General features: G+C 67.8%; 14 protein-coding genes and 1 pseudogene. 10 read left to right on the forward strand and 5 right to left on the reverse strand.

All coding sequences use genetic code 11. The features are described 5' to 3' along the window. The 3 genes and pseudogenes from SNE206_RS36720 to SNE206_RS36730 form a co-directional block, all read left to right on the forward strand. Positions 1–129, forward strand: a pseudogene (locus SNE206_RS36720) (4-hydroxy-3-methylbut-2-en-1-yl diphosphate synthase); the annotation flags it as partial. Between the two features lie 50 nt (positions 130–179). Further along, complete coding sequence (gene fdxA / locus SNE206_RS36725; RefSeq protein WP_407917928.1) at positions 180–491, forward strand: ferredoxin; 312 nt, start codon at positions 180–182, stop codon at positions 489–491. After that, the gene (locus SNE206_RS36730; RefSeq protein WP_407917929.1) at positions 488–1447 is read left to right on the forward strand and encodes a 4-(cytidine 5'-diphospho)-2-C-methyl-D-erythritol kinase; all 960 of its coding nucleotides are present in this window, start codon (positions 488–490) and stop codon (positions 1445–1447) included. Before fdxA ends, SNE206_RS36730 begins: the two co-directional genes overlap by 4 nt. Before the next feature lie 308 nt (positions 1448–1755). On the opposite strand, the gene SNE206_RS36735 is transcribed toward SNE206_RS36730, so the two are convergent. Further along, positions 1756–3561, reverse strand: a complete 1806-nt coding sequence (locus tag SNE206_RS36735) for an FUSC family protein (RefSeq protein ID WP_407917930.1) — start codon at positions 3559–3561, stop codon at positions 1756–1758. Positions 3562–4109: 548 nt separating this feature from the next. Further along, positions 4110–4394: a hypothetical protein gene (locus SNE206_RS36740; protein WP_407917931.1), complete on the reverse strand. Its 285-nt coding sequence runs from the start codon at positions 4392–4394 to the stop codon at positions 4110–4112. 259 nt (positions 4395–4653) lie between these two features. Between SNE206_RS36740 and SNE206_RS36745 the strand changes: the two genes are divergently transcribed. The 4 genes from SNE206_RS36745 (at position 4654) to SNE206_RS36760 (ending at position 8540) form a co-directional block, all read left to right on the forward strand. Continuing rightward, entirely contained in the window at positions 4654–4776 is a 123-nt protein-coding gene (locus SNE206_RS36745; protein ID WP_407917932.1) for a hypothetical protein, read from the forward strand. 224 nt (positions 4777–5000) lie between these two features. Further along, positions 5001–6350: an ABC transporter substrate-binding protein gene (locus tag SNE206_RS36750; RefSeq protein WP_407917933.1), complete on the forward strand. Its 1350-nt coding sequence runs from the start codon at positions 5001–5003 to the stop codon at positions 6348–6350. 821 nt (positions 6351–7171) lie between these two features. Further along, entirely contained in the window at positions 7172–7450 is a 279-nt protein-coding gene (locus SNE206_RS36755; RefSeq protein WP_407917934.1) for a hypothetical protein, read from the forward strand. A gap of 40 nt (positions 7451–7490) precedes the next feature. After that, positions 7491–8540 carry a DDE-type integrase/transposase/recombinase gene (locus tag SNE206_RS36760; RefSeq protein WP_407917935.1) on the forward strand — a complete coding sequence of 350 codons (1050 nt, stop codon included), beginning with the start codon at positions 7491–7493 and terminating at the stop codon, positions 8538–8540. On the opposite strand, the gene SNE206_RS36765 is transcribed toward SNE206_RS36760, so the two are convergent. Then, on the reverse strand, positions 8506–9000 hold the full coding sequence (locus tag SNE206_RS36765; protein WP_407917936.1) for an ATP-binding protein: 495 nt from the start codon (positions 8998–9000) through the stop codon (positions 8506–8508). The genes SNE206_RS36760 and SNE206_RS36765 overlap by 35 nt on opposite strands. Positions 9001–9908: 908 nt before the next feature. On the opposite strand from SNE206_RS36765, the gene SNE206_RS36770 reads away from it, so the two are divergent. From SNE206_RS36770 to SNE206_RS36780, 3 genes are all read left to right on the forward strand, one after another. Further along, a complete protein-coding gene (locus SNE206_RS36770; protein WP_407917937.1) occupies positions 9909–10976 on the forward strand; it encodes a polyprenyl synthetase family protein in 1068 nt (355 codons plus the stop codon). A 77-nt stretch (positions 10977–11053) separates the two neighbouring features. After that, positions 11054–12346, forward strand: coding sequence for a cytochrome P450 (locus SNE206_RS36775; protein ID WP_407917938.1), 1293 nt, complete (start codon positions 11054–11056; stop codon positions 12344–12346). Then, positions 12343–13356 (forward strand): terpene synthase family protein, encoded by a 1014-nt coding sequence (locus SNE206_RS36780; protein ID WP_407917939.1) that lies wholly within the window; start codon positions 12343–12345, stop codon positions 13354–13356. The genes SNE206_RS36775 and SNE206_RS36780 overlap by 4 nt, the downstream gene beginning before the upstream one ends. Positions 13357–13441: 85 nt before the next feature. Here the strand turns inward: SNE206_RS36780 and SNE206_RS36785 are convergent, their stop codons facing one another. Together SNE206_RS36785 and SNE206_RS36790 are read right to left on the reverse strand one after the other, a co-directional pair. After that, complete coding sequence (locus SNE206_RS36785; protein WP_407917940.1) at positions 13442–13621, reverse strand: hypothetical protein; 180 nt, start codon at positions 13619–13621, stop codon at positions 13442–13444. A gap of 153 nt (positions 13622–13774) precedes the next feature. Beyond that, the gene (locus tag SNE206_RS36790; RefSeq protein WP_407917941.1) at positions 13775–16558 is read right to left on the reverse strand and encodes a BTAD domain-containing putative transcriptional regulator; all 2784 of its coding nucleotides are present in this window, start codon (positions 16556–16558) and stop codon (positions 13775–13777) included. Positions 16559–16655 lie beyond the last annotated feature (97 nt).

A 16655-nucleotide genomic window follows, 5' to 3' on the forward strand; every position in this document is an offset into this window, starting at 1 on the left:
GAGGTGATCAAGACCGTTCCCGAGTCGAAGATCGTCGAGACCCTCATCGAGGAGGCGCTCAAGCTCGCCGAGCAGATGCAGGCCGAGGGCGTGGAGTCCGGCGCCCCGGTCGTCGTCGCCGCCGACTAATCCCCGCCGCCAGCCATGCCCCACCCGACCTCACGGGAGGATCCCTTCACATGACGTACGTCATCGCCCAGCCCTGCACCGACGTCAAGGACAAGGCCTGCATCGCGGAGTGCCCGGTCGACTGCATCTACGAGGGCGAGCGTGCCCTCTACATCCACCCGGATGAGTGTGTCGACTGCGGCGCCTGCGAGCCGGTCTGCCCGGTCGAGGCGATCTTCTACGAGGACGACACTCCCGAGGAGTGGAAGGACTACTACAAGGCGAACGTCGAGTTCTTCGACGGCCTCGGCTCTCCTGGCGGCGCCTCACTACTCGGCCTCGTCGAACACGACCATCGGCTCGTCGCCGAGCAGCCGACGTGAACGACGCGAGCGGGCCGGCCGCACTGCAGGCCGGCCCGGCCGTCCGGGTCCGCGCCCCCGGTAAGGTCAACCTGCTGCTCTCGGTCGGGCCCCGCAGGCCCGACGGCTATCACCCGCTCACGACCGTATTCCTGGCAGTGGACCTGTACGACGACATCGAGGTCCGGCCGAACCCGCTGCTCCGCGTCACCGTCCACGGGCACGGCGCCGACGAGGTGCCCCTCGACGGCGGAAACCTTGCGGCCCGTGCCGCCCGTCTGCTGGCCGCGCACGCCGGGTTCGACACCTCGGTCGACATCCGGATTCGTAAACGCATCCCGGTCGCCGGCGGAATGGCCGGCGGCAGCGCCGACGCCGCCGCGACCCTGGTTGCCTGCAACGAGCTCTGGAGTCTGGGACTTACCGGTCCAGAACTCCACGACCTCGCTACCCGCCTCGGCAGCGACGTAGCTTTCCCTCTGCTCGGCGGGGCAGCAGTAGGTACGGGCCGCGGCGAACTCCTGGTGCCGCTGCCCGGACCAGATGGAACGCAATTCCACTGGGTCTTCGCGCTCTCCCCTCGTGGCCTTGGCACAGTCGCCGTATTCAGCGAGCACGACCGGCTGCACATCGGTGGCGAGGCGCGATCCGAACGCGAAGTGCTCACGGACCTCGACCGTCTCAAGGACGCGCTGCTCGGGTGCGATGTCCACGCGCTGGCAGCTGTCGCCGAGCGTGGCAATGACCTCCAGAGGGCCGCCCTCTCACTGCGGCCGGACCTTCGGGGCACGCTCCGGGCGGGCCGGGAGGCTGGAGCTCTGGCTGCGCTTGTCTCCGGATCCGGTCCGACCTGCGCCTTCCTCGCGGAATCGGCCGAGGCAGCGGCCGAGCTCGCGGAAATCCTCTCGGCCTCAGGCACTTGCCGCCAGGCACTCGTGGCCACCGGTCCTGCGGCAGGCTGCACCGCTCTCCGCTGACCGGGCGGCATGCACGGGCAGGATGTCCGGAGCCGTCTGCTCGGCGCGCGAGGCGACGAGCGGCCCGGGATCCTAGACCGAGGTGGGCCGGAACCCCGCGGAGCCGGGATCGATCGGTGCCGGCGCAGTATCGAGGCCTACTCGGTCGGTGCGACGGCCCTCTGCGGTGCTGCCGTTTGCCGCGGTCGACCGGCTGCCGGTCCGCGCATTCGCCGGTGCCCTGTCGACTCGCGGCGGGCCGCGCGCACATGCCCGGCTGTTCTGCACCCGAGGCAGTGGCGGTGGCGCGGTGGAGGTCTCACTCCGCCTTACGTGTCCGCAGGGCACGTCGCAGGCGAGAGTTGCCTCACCGGCACGTGCGGCGCGTTTGCACCCACCGGTTTCGGACTGCCGCCCGTGAGCTCCCTGATCCGGTCGATCTCGGTGAGTATGTGGTTCAGCGTGCCGCAGGCCAGCGGCGTGTTGCCGGTGCCGGTTGCCGTCCCCTGGCCGTCCAAGGTGTCCGCAAGAGCAGCCAGTGCTGTGGTGATCCGGCCGGACTCCCCAGCTGCCGGACTGGGGGCGCCGTGTTCGAGGCGCACGGCGCATGCGACCGTGGCGTGGGCGATGGACTCGGCGGCGGCGGTGATGGCAAGCCAGTCCTGCCGTTTGCCGACAGTCAGTTCGGCTGTGACGTTCTCGGCCGCCGCCCTGGCCTCGGCGAGTGCTTGGAAGACTGCACGCCGTAGATCGGCCCGCTGCTCCGGGTGCTGCTGGTCGGACGGGCCGGTGAGGACATGGTCCAGGTACTGGTCGGTCTTGCGCAAGAAATGTGCAAGACGGTGGCCGACGCGTGCTCGGGCGTCGGCCAGGCGAGGCACGTGTCCGACCAGCAGGACGATGACGCTGGCGAGCGCCGTGTCCACGAGGCGTGTCCACGTGATTCGGGATTCCCCGTTGCCGGCGATGAAGCAGAGCACAGTCACAGTGACAGCCGCGGTCTGCAGTGCATAGTGCCGCATGGCCAGGGGAATCAGCGCCCCGGTTGCGGTGGCAACTGCGGCGAGCCACCAGGTGTCGGCCGACACGGCGTCGAGAACGGTGAAGACCAGTACCCCGACGGCCGTACCGACGAAGCGGTTGACGGTTCGGGAGAAAAGTGGACCGAGATCGGGTTTGGTGAGGAAGGCCGCGGTGGCAGGCAGCCAGTACCAGTGGTCGGCGTGCAGCAGCAGCGCGACCACCGCACTGGTGGTGACACAGACGGCGACTCTCAAGCCGTACTCACGGCCGGCCGGACCGGCCGGATGGACCCGCCGACGCCGGGCCCGGGGCGCGGGGGCCGACGTGGCCCGGCCGGCCGGATTGTCGGCGGTGTTCGGGCCGAAGGCGAGTGCAGCCTCCAGCACGGCCCTGTCGAAAGCCGCGTATGTCGGCGAACTGGCTGCAGGGGCAGGGAGTCGACCGGGCTCGCTGCCGCTGCGTGCGGCAGCGGCGAGACGGCGTGGCCCGGTCGGAATCCGGGCGGGCAGTGGCTCGCCTTCCCAGAGAAGGGCGACAGCCGCCTCGCTCAGAGCGGCTGCTGCGGCGAAGCGCCGGGTGAGCCGGGCTTCCTCGTTGCTGCATCGTCCGGGGAAGTGGAGCAGCCGGTACAGGCGGAGGGCATCGTCGGCCTGGTCGAGGGCGGTGGTCAGGCGGCGGCGGGCGGGTTCAGCGGCCGGGGTGCCGACGGCTGCCAAGGCGGCGGCCAGGGCGTCGAAGACCGCGCCCACGGCCAGCCGCTCGCCATGTGCGCGCCCGCGGCCGGTGCCGGGTGCCGGGAGGGCCAGCCGGAGGAGCAGGAGCCAGCCCGCTCCGGCGAGGAAGCAGCAGACCTTCAGCCAGGTGGGTAGGGCGAGTGGCATACCGCTGCCGATCGCGGTGAGGACAAGCATCTGGAGGGCTGCGGAGGAGTACATGCGCCCGGTGACGCTGACGGCGCCGGAGACCAGTCCCACCGCGAACAGCAGGGGTAGCGCGGCCCATCCGTCGGCCTGGCCGAGCATCAGACCGAGTGCGCCGGCCAGCGCTGTGACACCGATGCGCTTGGCGCCGGCGCGCCGGGTGCCGGGCAGGTCGTTGGTGCTGGCGAACATCGCCCCGAGGCCTGCGAGCACACCCAGTGGTGGATGGCTGGTGGCGAAACCCGCTGCAAGTAGGGGCCCGTGCTGAGCACACCACGCGTCATCGCCGCCTTCGGCACGGGCCCGGGCTGCCAGCGAAGCGGGTGAACGAGCCAGCTGGGTGGTGGAGAGCCTCTGATGTGCACTTCCCTCCTTCCGGTCGCGACAGGATCAGGTGCGACTGTTCGAGCGTAGAGGTCCAACTTGTCGAAATCGCCGCTGCACGGTTACGGCAAGATGTCGGAATCCGACACAGATCGGGACAGGAGGCGTATTTCTGCTGTGAACTGGACAAGGATCGCAGATTGCAGCGCAAGCCCGTCGGCCGCCTGCGACGATTTCTGTATGCATGCCGGTAGGGAAGTCCGCAGGTACGGCAGTGGCCTGCGGAGGAACTTTTCCGTTTTTCAGCGGCAAGCGTGCAGTCGTCCGGGTCGTCGTCCGGCGATCCTGGCCGTTCAGCCCGGCGGTCCCCGCCGGAAGTCACCCGAACGAGTGGCCGCCAACCCCAACTGTCTTATTCAGTAGTGAAGTTTCGACGAACCGGCCTCGCGGCAGAGCCAGCCCGGGCGATCTGTCCGACGCCTGTCACCGCGACCAGCGCCATCGACAACGGCACAGGCAGCCAGCTCCTCACTGCCCCCGTTCACCAGGTGCAGGCCCGGCGCGAGTTCGTGGATCACCTGGGCCGCCGACGATCGCCGGCCACCGGCGCGTTCACCTTGCACCTGACGAACACGAGCAGCCGGGTCCAGCCGGTGGTCGCCCACCACGAACTTCCCGGCACCGTCGGTGTGGATGTGCATCACGGTCGCGTGGGGACACCCACGGGAAGTTGTACGCTGCCTGGAGCTGGATCCCTCTGTCGTCCGCGAAGCCCGGAAGCCCGCAGGCCGGTACGAAGACGCCGGACGGGGTGGTCACCGGGCCGCCCACCAACATCCCCTCGTCCAGGACGTCAAGCGGCCGGACCGGTAGCTCCGGTTCGGCTGCACGCGATTCCCCGAACGGAAGTTCCGCATCGGCCTCGCGGAATACCGCACCTATCTGGCCAGCGCCGACCCGGTGATGGTGCCCGGCCGGCTGGAGCACGTCGCGGCCGAGATGGCCAGCGCGCTGTGCAAGGAGTACCACGGCGTACTCGAAGGACCCTCGTTCTCGGCCGGCGGTGACAAGGCCGAGGCGTAGCGCACCTGGGCCGCCACCGGTGCCGCTCGGGCGGCTCCACCGGCGCAGCATGCCGCCCGACAGGCGTCACCGGTTTCTATCGCTTGTCCTGGAAACCCATGCTGCCGGCTCCCTGAACCTCGCGCCTACTACGCCTGCAAATCGGTTGAACCCCTGGTAGTGGTCCAGCCGTGGCCTTGTGCAAGGGCGATGGTTTCGCCCTTTTACTCCAGGAGGACCTTACGTTGCACCTCTCCCTCAGATCCCGCCGGCCTTCCGCGGCAGTCGCCGCGAGCGCTGCGCTGGCGCTCCTTGCTGCTGCGTGTACGGGTACCAGCTCGACCGGTGAAAGCGACCTCTCCGCCTCAGGCAAGGACGTGACCATCACCTTCTGGCACGGCTGGAGCCAGGGCCGCGAAACCAAGGCGATCAACGACAACATCACCGCCTTCGAGAAGCTCCACCCCAACATCCATGTGAAGGCCGTCGGCAACATCGCCGACGACAAGGCCGAGCAGGCCTTGCGCGCGGGTGGCCCTGGTACCCCCGACGTGGTGTCATCGTTCACCACTGCCAATGTCGGCAAATTCTGCTCGTCCAAAGTGTGGACGGACCTCGGCCCGCTCCTGAAACGTGACGGCATCGACCCGGCGAAGACGTTCTCGCCTGCCATGCTCAAGTACACCCAGTACGAGGGCAACCAGTGCTCGCTCCCGCTGCTCGGCGACGTGTTCGGGCTCTACTACAACAAGACGGCCTTCGCGGCAGCCGGCATCACCGCACCGCCGAAAACATTCAGTGAGTTCGATGCCGACGCGATGAAGCTGACCATCACCGCCGGCGACACCTACAAGCAGCTCGGCTTCATGCCGACCTTCCACGGCTACGAGAACACTCCGTCCGGCTTCCTCGCCCAGTACGGGGCCACCTACTTCGGGACGGACGGGAAGTCGAACATCGCGAGCGACCCCAAGGTCGCCGCCATGTACGCGTGGCAGAAGGGCCTGGTCGCCAAGCTCGGCGGCTACGACAAGCTGGAGAAGTACCGCACGACCTTCGGTGACGAGTTCAGCACCAAGAACCCCTTCGAAACCGGACAGGTCGCGATGGCTTTCGACGGCGAGTGGCGGACAGCGTCCCTGGCGGAGGACAAGGTGGCCTTCGAGTGGGCGACCGCTCCGTTCCCGGTGCCGGACGACCAGGCCGCGACCTACGGTCGCGGCTACCAGTCGGGCACCATCATGGGCATCGCACGGACCAGCCAGAAGCAGGCTGCTGCGTGGGAGTTCGTCAAGTACGTGACGACCGACACGGATGCGCTCGTCACGTTCGCCAACGCGATCCACAATGTGCCGAGCACGATGGCCTCACTGGACTCTCCGAAGCTCGACAGCGGCCCTGCCTTCCGGACCTTCCTTGAGATCGCGAAGAACCCCTACTCCAACACCACTCCCGCCACCATCAACGGCAACGCATACCAGGCGAGCATGCTGACTCTCGGCTACGACATCGAGTCGGGCCGGCAGCCCGACCTACGGCAGGGGCTGGCCAACACCGCGAAGGAAATCAACGCGGCTATCAGTCAGGCCAAGTGATCGGCCCTTTGCGGCGGCCCGTCGAAGGTGATCTCCGCTACTGGCACGGGGAACTCCGCGGGCCGAGGGACGGCCGCCGACCGGTCGGCCCTCGGCCCGCGGAGTTCCCGGACTCTCCACGGGTCTCGGAAGAGAGCAGGCCGCGTCTGCTGCTCAGCAGCGGGTGAGGTCCAGAACCTACCTGGGTCGATCCGCCTGGCAACGGCGCCACCGGCCGCCCAGCGGTCGGCGGGCAAGCGAGACCCCGATAGGCGCACGCTCCGTGGCACGTCGCGCTCGCTGCGCACTGGTTCCCGGGCTCTTGGAACGAGCCTGCGAGGAGGCGGCTGCTGATCAGCCAGCGCCAGGCAGCACCTGTATGCGCCCAGTCCGGGCACCGGCCCGCTCTGCCCGTCGGGCCGGGTACGGCCTGGCACCACACGGTCCGTGCGACATCGTCGTCCAACAGGACGAGCAGGTCGGCGAGGTCACGTGTGGCAGGTCTGAGCGCGGGGGCGGTGATGCCTGCCAGCAGCAGTGTCAGCGCAAGGATGTCGTGGTTGGCCCGGTGTTCGAAGGCATCCCGTCGCCATGCTTCGGTGCCGACACGGTCAGCCGACGGGCGGTCTCCTGCGCGCAGAGCCAGGCCGGCGGTACGTCATCGACGCCGTCCGACGGCGGTCTGGGCCCTCTGCGAGTCTTGGGTGAGACGTCCGGCTTTGTCGGGCCGGCTGAGAGGGACGGAGTGCGAGTCCCCTGATGACCAGCACCAAGCCGTCCGCGTTCGACTCGACCCGACGTCGAAGCGCCGTTCCTTCAGCCCCGAGTACAAGCTGCGGATCGTGGCCGAGTGCGACGCCGTGCCCAAGAACGAGAAGTGTGCGGTCCTGCGCCGCGAGCGCCTGTACCACTCGCACGTCACCGGGTGGCGGGCCGCGCGCGATGCCAGCGCCTTGGAGAGGCTGGTCGACCGGCGCACGAGCCCGGCCCGCCCGAAGAAGTCCGCCACCAAGCTGGAGAACGAGAAACTGCGCCGCCAGGTGAACGGCTGGAGAAGGAACCGGCACGGAACAAGGCCGCGATGGAGGCCCTGGGAAAAGCATCGGCGCTCTTGGAAATGATCTCCGAGAGCGCGGACTGACGCACGCCGCCGATCCCGTCGTGGACGAGGCGTTCACCGGCGTCGAGGGCGAGCTGGGCACCACCGCCGCATGCCGGCTGACCGGCCGCTCCCGGGCCACCCACTACCGTCGCCTGCAGCCACCACCTTCGCGCAAAGTCTCCCAGATCCAGCCATCGGCCCTGACATCCGAGGAGCGGGCAGCGGTGCTGGAGTTGATGAACAGCCCCGAGTACGCGGAGCTGCCCCGCCCAGATCTGGGCCCACGAGCTGGACGCGGGACGCTACCACTGCTCGGTCTCCACGATGTACCGGATCCTGCGCGAACGCGGGCAGTGCGGCGAGCGCCGCCGCCAGGCCACCCACCCGGCCCGACGGTGTCCGAACTCGTTGCCACCGTACCCTCCCAGGTCTTCAGCTGGGACATCACCAAGGCGGCCGGCCCGCGCAAGGGCATCTGGTACCACTCCTACGTCGTCATCGACATCTTCAGCCGCTGCATCGTCGGCCACACCGTCGAGGCGGCCGAATCCGCCGAACAGGCAGAGGAATCGATCCGCGAGACCATCGAACGCAACGGCATCGTCCCCGAGGCCGTGCACGCCGACCGCGGCACCTCCATGACCTCCAGGAAGGTCTCCCAGTTGCTGATCGACCCCGGCGTCACCAGGAGTCACCCACGGCCCGGGGCCTCCGACGACAACCCCTACAGCGAGGCCCGGTTCAAGACCACCAAGTACACGGCCGACCACCCCGAGCGGTCGACTCCCACGCCCGCGAATGGTTCGACGCCTTCATCTCGTACTACAACCACGAGCACCGACACTCCGGCATCGGCTACCACACACCGGCCAGCGTGCACTTCGGCACCGCCGAGGCGTGCAACCGACACCCCAAACGCTTCGGATACCGCCCTTGATCACCCGAGATGCCGTACAAGGGGTAGATCAACGACCCGGCAGAGCACCGCAAACCCCTACCGCAAACCACATGGCTTCACGACCGTCTCGCTGGACTTGAAATCTTCCGGCTTGGCCGACGGCCGCGGATTTGCGCTCAGCCGGGCTCGGCGATGTCGAGGGCACTGCTGACAAGCCACCCCCACCGCCACCTATCGATGGCCGAGGAATGTCCGAGGGCCTTCACGATGTCGATGCCGCGCCCGTGCTCATCAGGGTCCACCGGGGCGCCCTCGTGGTGACAGTCCTCGTTGTCGGTGTCCATAACCTGGATCAGCAGGCGCTTGGTGGAGTGCGTGAGATGAAGCGTCAGATTGGCGCCACCGTGGACTGCTGCATTGGTGGCGAGTTCGCTGACGATCAGTACGGCGGCAGCCCGATCTTCAGGGCAGAGACTCCAGCGAGTGAGAACATCCTCAGTGAACAGCCTGGCCGTTCGTACGTGTGGCGCCTGAGCGGCGAGCGACAGCACGGCATGTGTTTCGTGCGCCGGGATCGGATACGGGCGGCGCCGGGCGGCGCGGCCGGCCGCGGGACAGACGGGGGTTGCCCATCCGGAGCGAAGGGAAGCTGAATCGATGTGAGGGTGCATGAACAGCTCCTTGTTCCAGGTACTCGACGATGGGCAGAGGGCTCGTCGACACTGAAGCGAGCTGTTCCTCCGATTAAGGCAAGACGTAGCGCCGTAAGTCAAAGGAGAGGCAGCTCGTCTCGTAGACTGGCGAGTAGCTCTCGCTCGGAAGCCCGATCGGCGCCGTTCGTGGGGTCCATGGGACGCCGGGCGGCGCATGAGTAGTAAGGGCCGGGGAGGAACCCTGGCGGCATCGGGCCGATCCGAGTCAGGTTTCGAGGCCGCATCCGGGGCGACTCCCGATGGGCCACGGCAGCTTCTTGATCGGGCCGATCGCAGGGGGATTGCTTCCGGCCCAGCCTCCCATGGAATGGAGCCCGGCAGCTCCAGGAGTGACGCGGGTTGCTGATCGGGCCTCGACACGCCCGCGTCACCACCTGATTCCACGGATGAGGCGCAGCAGTTGGTTCGATCGATCGGCAGACACAAACTCTTTCGCCTGCGTACCGGATTTTGCCTCTGCCAACCGCGCCGTGATAAATCGCGCGATTCGGTGAACCGGCACGCCACCGGTTCACGTTTTCCCCGTGTGGACGGTCGTGGGGTTGCCTGCCGTGCCCGGAGAAGGATGGTGGTGGGTGTCGACCGGACTCTTCACGCCGGGCCGTTTACGTCGGCCCGCCGGGCCGTCCATTCCGACCCGAGTACTCGGCTGCACAGCGCCGGTCTCTCGGGAGCGGGTTTTCCTGCTGGTAACGAGCTACCAATCGGTAGCTGCTAAAAACATCCAACAATGATCAAATCAGGACAAAATCTGCCAACCGGGCCAAGTGTGCAGATCCAGCCCGAAGCAGCGGACCCGGGCCCTGCCCCGAGTATGAACCGATGTGGCACCCCCGCACCACGAACCACGGAAGGCGGCCGAGCTCGTGAGGACGAACCAGCAGCTTGTGACACGGGGCGAGACCATCGCGCCGGCCGAGCGGGAGACACCGTCCGCCAAGACGCTCCGGCGAGCGAGAACCGTGGTGGAGCCCGCACTGCGCTCGGTCACGCAGCAGTTCTGCCCCACAATGAAGTCGGTCGTGGGCTACCACCAGGGCTGGCTGACCGCGGACGGTGAGCCGGCCACGGCATCCGCGGGGAAGGGGATACGCCAGGCCCTCGCCCTGCTGGCAAGCCGCGCGGCAGGCGACGAGACCGCAGGGATACCGGCGGCGGTCGCCGTCGAGCTGGTGCACAGCTTCTCCCTGCTGCACGACGACGTCATGGACGGCGACCGCACCCGACGCAACCGACCCACGGCCTGGACGGTCTTCGGCGCCTCGGAGGCGATTCTGGCCGGTGACGCACTTCTCGTCACCGCCTTCCAGACGCTGCTCACATGCGGGCACCCCGCGGCACCGGAGGCGGCCCGGGTCCTGGCCGCCACACTGCAGAGCCTGGTCCGAGGACAGAGTGCAGACCTCGAGTTCGAGCGCCGTCACAACATCACGGTCGACCAGTGTACGGCGATGATCGAGGACAAGACCGCATCCCTGCTGGCAGCCGCCTGCACCATCGGCGCTCTGCTCGGCGGCGCTCCGGACGACCTGGTCGACGGCCTGACCGGCTTCGGCCGACAACTGGGCATCGCCTTCCAGTCCACCGACGACCTGCTCGGCATCTGGGGCGATCCCGCCCTCACGGGCAAACCGACGGGAACAGACCTGCTGCGCCGGAAGAAGTCGGTGCCCGTCGTGGCCGCACTGCAATCGGGATCCCCCCACGCAGCTGCCCTGGCGGACCACTACCGGCGCACGCATCGACCCGATACGGACGAACTGATCCACCTCGCACGCCTCATCGAGGACTGCGGAGGCCGCGAGTTCACCGAACATCACGCCGCCGAAGCCGTTCGGCGAGCCGAGCAGCACCTCGACGTGCTCGACCTCTCCCACGACGTCCGCACCGGGCTCCTGGAACTCCTCCACCTCACCGCCCACCGCGACCTGTGATCGGCCCGACCATGCCCAGCACCCCACCACAGCAACGACCCCACCACTCGAGCCACGCCGGTCAAGACACTTCGGCCATGCCGAAGACCTGGATCGGCACGATCATCGGATTGCTGCGCAACCCGACCGCCGCGCTGATCCAGCTGCAGCAATCCGGCCCCATCGCGGCCATCAAAATCGGAACCCGCACCGTGTACGTGGTCAACGATGCCGCGCTGATCCACCGCATCCTCGTGACCGACGTGGAGAAGTACGAACGCGGTGACCAGTACGACAAGGCCCGTCCCATGGTCGGCAACGGCCTGGTCGCAGCGCGCGGCGATCTGCACCGCCGCCAACGCAGGCTGCTCCAGCCGGCATTCAGCAGCTCCATGCTCGCCTCCTACACGTCGGTCATGCGCGAGATCGCCGACGCTCGGATCAACGACTGGCCCGAGGGACGCAGCATACGGCTCGACCTCGAGTTCAACTCCCTGGCTCTGGAGATCGTCGCCCGCACCCTCTTCTCGAGCTCTCTGACACCCGACACAGTGGCCGACGTCCAGTCCTCCCTGCCGCTTCTGATGCGGGGAATCCAACGCCGCACGGTACTTCCGATCCGGATGCTGGAACGGCTGCCCACACCGGGCAACCGGGCGTTCGACCGTGCACTGAACCGGTTGCACAGCGCAGTGGACCGTGTCATCCACGACCGTATGACCCATCATGTCCAGTCCTCCGATGTCCTGTCGGTCCTACTTGCCGCCACGGATCCCGTCACCGGTGAGCGAATGACGGCCCAGCAGGTCCACGACGAGGTGCTGAGCCTGCTCACTGCGGGCAGCGAGACCGTCGCCACGACCCTGAGCTGGGCCGCACACGAGATGAGCCGGTCCGGCGACCATCAACGGCGTGTGCAGCAGGAGGCAGACCTCTGCCCCGACGGCGACGAGTCCCCCGAGCACTTGCCTTTCACCCGTCGGATGATCAACGAGACGCTGCGCCGCTACCCTCCTCTGTTCCTCGCGACCCGCCGTCCAGTGGTCGATGTGGAACTCGGCAGCCAACAGCTGCCGGCGGGAAGCACCGTCGTCGTGTCGCTGTACGGACTGCACCACGACCCCGCGACCTTCCCGGACCCGCAGACCTTCGCGCCGGAACGCTGGGCCGACGAATCATCGAAAAACCTGCCTCGCAGCGGTTTCGTACCGTTCGGCAACGGACCGGTGCGCTGCATCGGCGAGGCATTCGCCATGACCGAAGCGCTGATAGTCCTGCGCACCATGGCCCGGCGGTGGACGCTGCGCCCCGCCCCGGGCCACACAGTCAGACCCGCCGTCCGCTCGGTGCTGGTCCCCGACCGTCTCCCCATCATTCTGGAGCGCCGTTGAAGACGATCTCGATCCCGGAACTGGAAAGCGCGTTCGCGTCGCGAACCAGCCCGTACGCCGATCAGGCCGAGCAGGCTGCACGCTCGTACGTTCGGTTGATGGGGCTGCTCCGTTCTGCAGAGGCTGCCGCGCATTACGACGACACCTCGTTCGGCCTGTTGGCCGCGTGTGTCTACCCGGACGCGGACCACGACATGCTCTGTCTCATCGCCGAGTTCCTTGCCGTGTGGGCCATCTTCGACGATCAGTTGGAAGACATCCCGGACGGCCACAGCATGGCGGAGTTCGACGTGGTGATCGCGGGTGTCAGGTCCTGCTATGAGGGGAATGCTCCTGGCGGGCGTCCGGCCAATGCGTGCGAAGAAGCGCTCGGGGAGCTCTGGCGGCGGATGCGGACCCGTATGTCGGTCCGCTGGCAGCGGCGATTTGTGGAGCATGTCGTCAGCTACCTTGAGGGAACACGCTGGGAGGCTGCCAACCGGGGTCTGCGGCGGGTACCCGACCTGGAGTCGTTCGTGGCGGTTCGCCGTGACTTCGGTGGCATCCGTCTTGCGATGGACCTCGCGGAGCTCGGCGGCGGCTACGAACTCCCGGACGATGTTCATCGCAGTGCGCAGCTGGGGAAGGTGCTGGACATCTTCGGAGACGCCGCCCTGTGGGCGAATGACATCTTCTCCTGGCAGGTCGACCACGCGGCCGGCAATGTCAGCAATGTGGTCACCGTGCTGGACGCGTTGCACGGCGGTGGCGTGCAGGACGCGGTCGACCGGGCCGTTGTGATGATCCGGGATCGGCTTTCCGAGTTGGCCCCCGCCGAGGAGGCTCTTCGCGCCTGGCTGCGCGACGATGCCCCGCAAGGCGTGTGCCGCGACGTGGACCGTTACCTCGACGGCGTGCATACCTGGATCAGCGGCAACATCCACTGGTCGCGCCGTAACGAGCGCTACCGCAGTTCCGCGCCGCGCTCGTCGGACACGCAGGCTGGCGTCCTGTTGACCGGCCAGCGCTGAACAACCGGATGGAAGTTCCCTGATGGGGTGCTGTCAGGTCTGATTGCCGCACCGAGTGGTCGACCTCACTGTCCGTGGCCGGACTTCAGCGTTTCGAGGTGACGGATAGCGGTGGTTGGCTGACGGGTGGCCGGTGGAGGCTGCCGTCGACCTTTCCCGAGTCGCGAGGCATGGAGGCGGGGCCTGAGAAGGCCGCCAGGGCATCCGGGGAGGCGAAGCTGTCCAGGACGCCGCCGGCGGCGGCGAGGAACTCGGGGCCGAGCACGATGCTGATGCCAGGGACGCTCTGGACTGTGTCGGCGAGTTCGTGCTCGTGAACCAGCCCTCGGTGAGCTTGCCCATCTCGGCGCTGGATTCGTCGCCGACTGCGCTCCGACCTGTGCCGGAGACATGCCCGGATTGCCGGTGTGTACGGGCCTCATGTCAGCAGAGCCCTGAGCCGTTCCTCCAACTGCCCGACCGTCCTGGTGTCGGCCAGGGCGGTGTACAGGGCGATGGCGGTGCGGAGATGGTCGGCTGCCTCGGCGGATCGATGGTTCTCGATGAGGAAGTCCGAGAATTGCTGCTCCGCGGTGGCCTGGATCAGCACCGCGCCGACTGTACGGCAGCGGTCCAGCGTGTCGTGCCATGCGGCTTCTGAGGCTTCCAGCTGTCCGAGGAGCTGGAGTGCATGGGCTTCGTTCAGCATGGCGATCAGGTGAGCCGTGGCTTCGGGGTGGTCGGCCAGCAGTCTCCGGGCCTTGCGGGCATACTGCAGGGCTGTCGTCCCGTCGCCGGCGAGTCCGTAGAACGCTGCGGCGTTGCTCAGCACGGGTGCCGCGTGCTCGTGGTGCCCTGTCTCACGGATGAGGCCCAGTGCAGTCTCCGACAGCTCGACGGCTTTGGAGAGGTCGCCGACGGAGGCGGTGACCACCGCGAGGACCGTCATCGCCTCGATGTGTACGCCGCCGTCCTCCGGCCGGGTTCGGGTGACGGCCCGTGAGGCCAGTGCGAGTGCTTCCTCGCCGCGTCCGAGCCTGCTCAGGGCTCTCGCAGTGGCCGATTCCAGGGACGACACGGCGACGCGGTTCCCGCTTGCTACGGCGGCCTGAAGTCCGGCGCGCAGGCAGCCCAGGCGGTCGAGCGGACCGGTGCCGCCGTAGAGAATCCCAGCCAGCTGGGCAAGCTGCCAGGCGCGTTCGAAGTCGGCTTCGTCGGCCGCGGCGGACACCAGCGATCGTATGGTCGGCTCCTCGTTTCGGAACCAGCCCAGGGCCGAGCGCACGCTGTCTATGGGAGGGAGCGCCTCCCGGTGCTTCTCGGAGAGGAACGGTGGGGAAGCCTGCGGCTGCAGGGTGGCCGCAGCGACTGCGGCAGCTGCACATTCATAGTCCAGCAGTGCGATGACCGCCTCCCGGCGAACGGAGGGCGGATGCTCCGCCAGCAACTCCGCACCGTAGAGCCGGATCAGGTCCTGGCGCCCGAAACGGTGGGGCGCGTTTTCGGTCAGCAGGTGGAATGCGGCGAGGATTCCGAGAAGCCGGATGGCGCCCGACACGCTGCAGCCCAGCAGAGCAGCCGCGGAGTGGGCATCGACCTCGCGACCGGGATGCACCGTCAGGAGGGCGAGCAGCCGTACTCCCTCGGAAGGCAGGGACCGGACGGTCAGGTTCAGCGCGGACCGGACGCTTGCGGCGCCGTGGGTGTCCAGGGTGTGCAGCCGGGTCCTTTCGTCCTCCAGAGCTTCTACCAGACTGGCGACCGTCCACGTTGGCTGAGAAGCCAGCCGCGCGGCGGCAATCCTGAGGGCGAGTGGAAGGTGGTCGCAGAGTGCCGTCAGCCGCTCGGAGGCCGCCGGCTCCGCACCCACCCGAGTTGCTGTGAGTATGCGCTCGAGTAGTCGTAGGGCATCGGCCGGCGGGAGCGCTTGCATCCTCAGGTGCGCCGCTCCTTCGGTGACGACCACTTCCTCGAGGCTGTTCCGGCTTGTGATCACCGTGGCTGAGCCGGGTCCGGCAGGCAGCAGGTCCGCCAGGTCGGCGAAACTGCGAGCGTTGTCGAGAATCACGAGCAGTTTCCTGTGCTGGGTCTCCGTCCGGAAGAGGGCTGCCCGCGCCACTTTGTCCTCGGGGATGTCGGCCTCGGCGAGGCCGAGGCCGACGAGGAAAGTGGCGAGCGCGTCGGCCGTGTCGAGAGGGCTGGCAGGATCGAAGCCCTGCAGGTCGACGAAGAGCTGCCCATCGGGAAAGCTTGTTGCGACGTCGTGTGCCCAGCGGACCACGGTGGCGGTCTTTCCGATCCCGGCCGGGCCGACTACAACCGCCACGGTCCTGTCCGCCCCGGTTCGGATGCAGTGCTCGTCGAGCCAGAGGGATTCGAATGTGCGGCCGACGAAACCGGAGGGCCGGCGAGGAAGTAGCCGGACGCCGGTCCGTGGCGGCGGGTCGACCTGGCTGACGGCAGACCTGACAGGGCTTGCGGCCACGGGAGCCGAGCCCTGGCCTGCCAGGGCATCGGTGAATGCCTTTTGAAGCAGATGACCGGGCAGGATGCCAAGTTCCTTGTCCAGCCCGGTTCTGACTTGCTGGTAGACGCTGATGGCGCTGGCGAGTCGGCCGTCCTGTTGGAGACAGCGGATCAGTAGCGCTGCGCTGGGTTCGTGCAGCCAATCCCCGCGCACTTGCCGATCCAGAGCGGGGATCGCCAAGGCGCCGTTTCCGAGACGCAGTTGGTGCTCCGCCCATGCTTCCAGAGCCTGAACTCTCGGCTGTGTGAGTCGCGAGGCCAGGACTCCGCGGAGGTCGGTATCAGGAAGATCGGCCAGCGCCGCGCCGTGCCACAGGTTCAGGGCCTCTTGCAGGATGGCGACACTCTCGGTGTCATGTTCCGCAGCGGCGGCCCGCGCCACGAGAGCGTCGAAGCGGTGGGCGTCCACCGAGTCTGCCTCTCCCGCGAGCAGGTACCCAGGTGGACGGGTCAGCAGCGTGAACGATGAGCCGTCCAGTGCCTTGCGCAGTGCCGCGATGTGCCCCTGGAGAGCTGCCCTGGCTCTGGCGGGCGGGTCGTCCCCCCAGATCAGTTCGAAGAAACGCTCCACTGCAACCGGCCGATTGAGCTCCAGAGCCAGGAGGGCGAGCACAGCGCGTCGCTTGGCGCCCGCCACATCGATCGGTGTGGCTTCATCACTCCTCAGCCCCACCGGACCCAGCAGTCGAATTTTCAACAGGCCCCTTCCCATCTCCACTGGCACCACCCACCCATGACCAGCGTGGGCTGATCCCGCGCTCGTCCAGGCCCCCTCATATGAAGCACGCCCCGGA

The organism is Kitasatospora sp. NE20-6 (assembly GCF_045862635.1).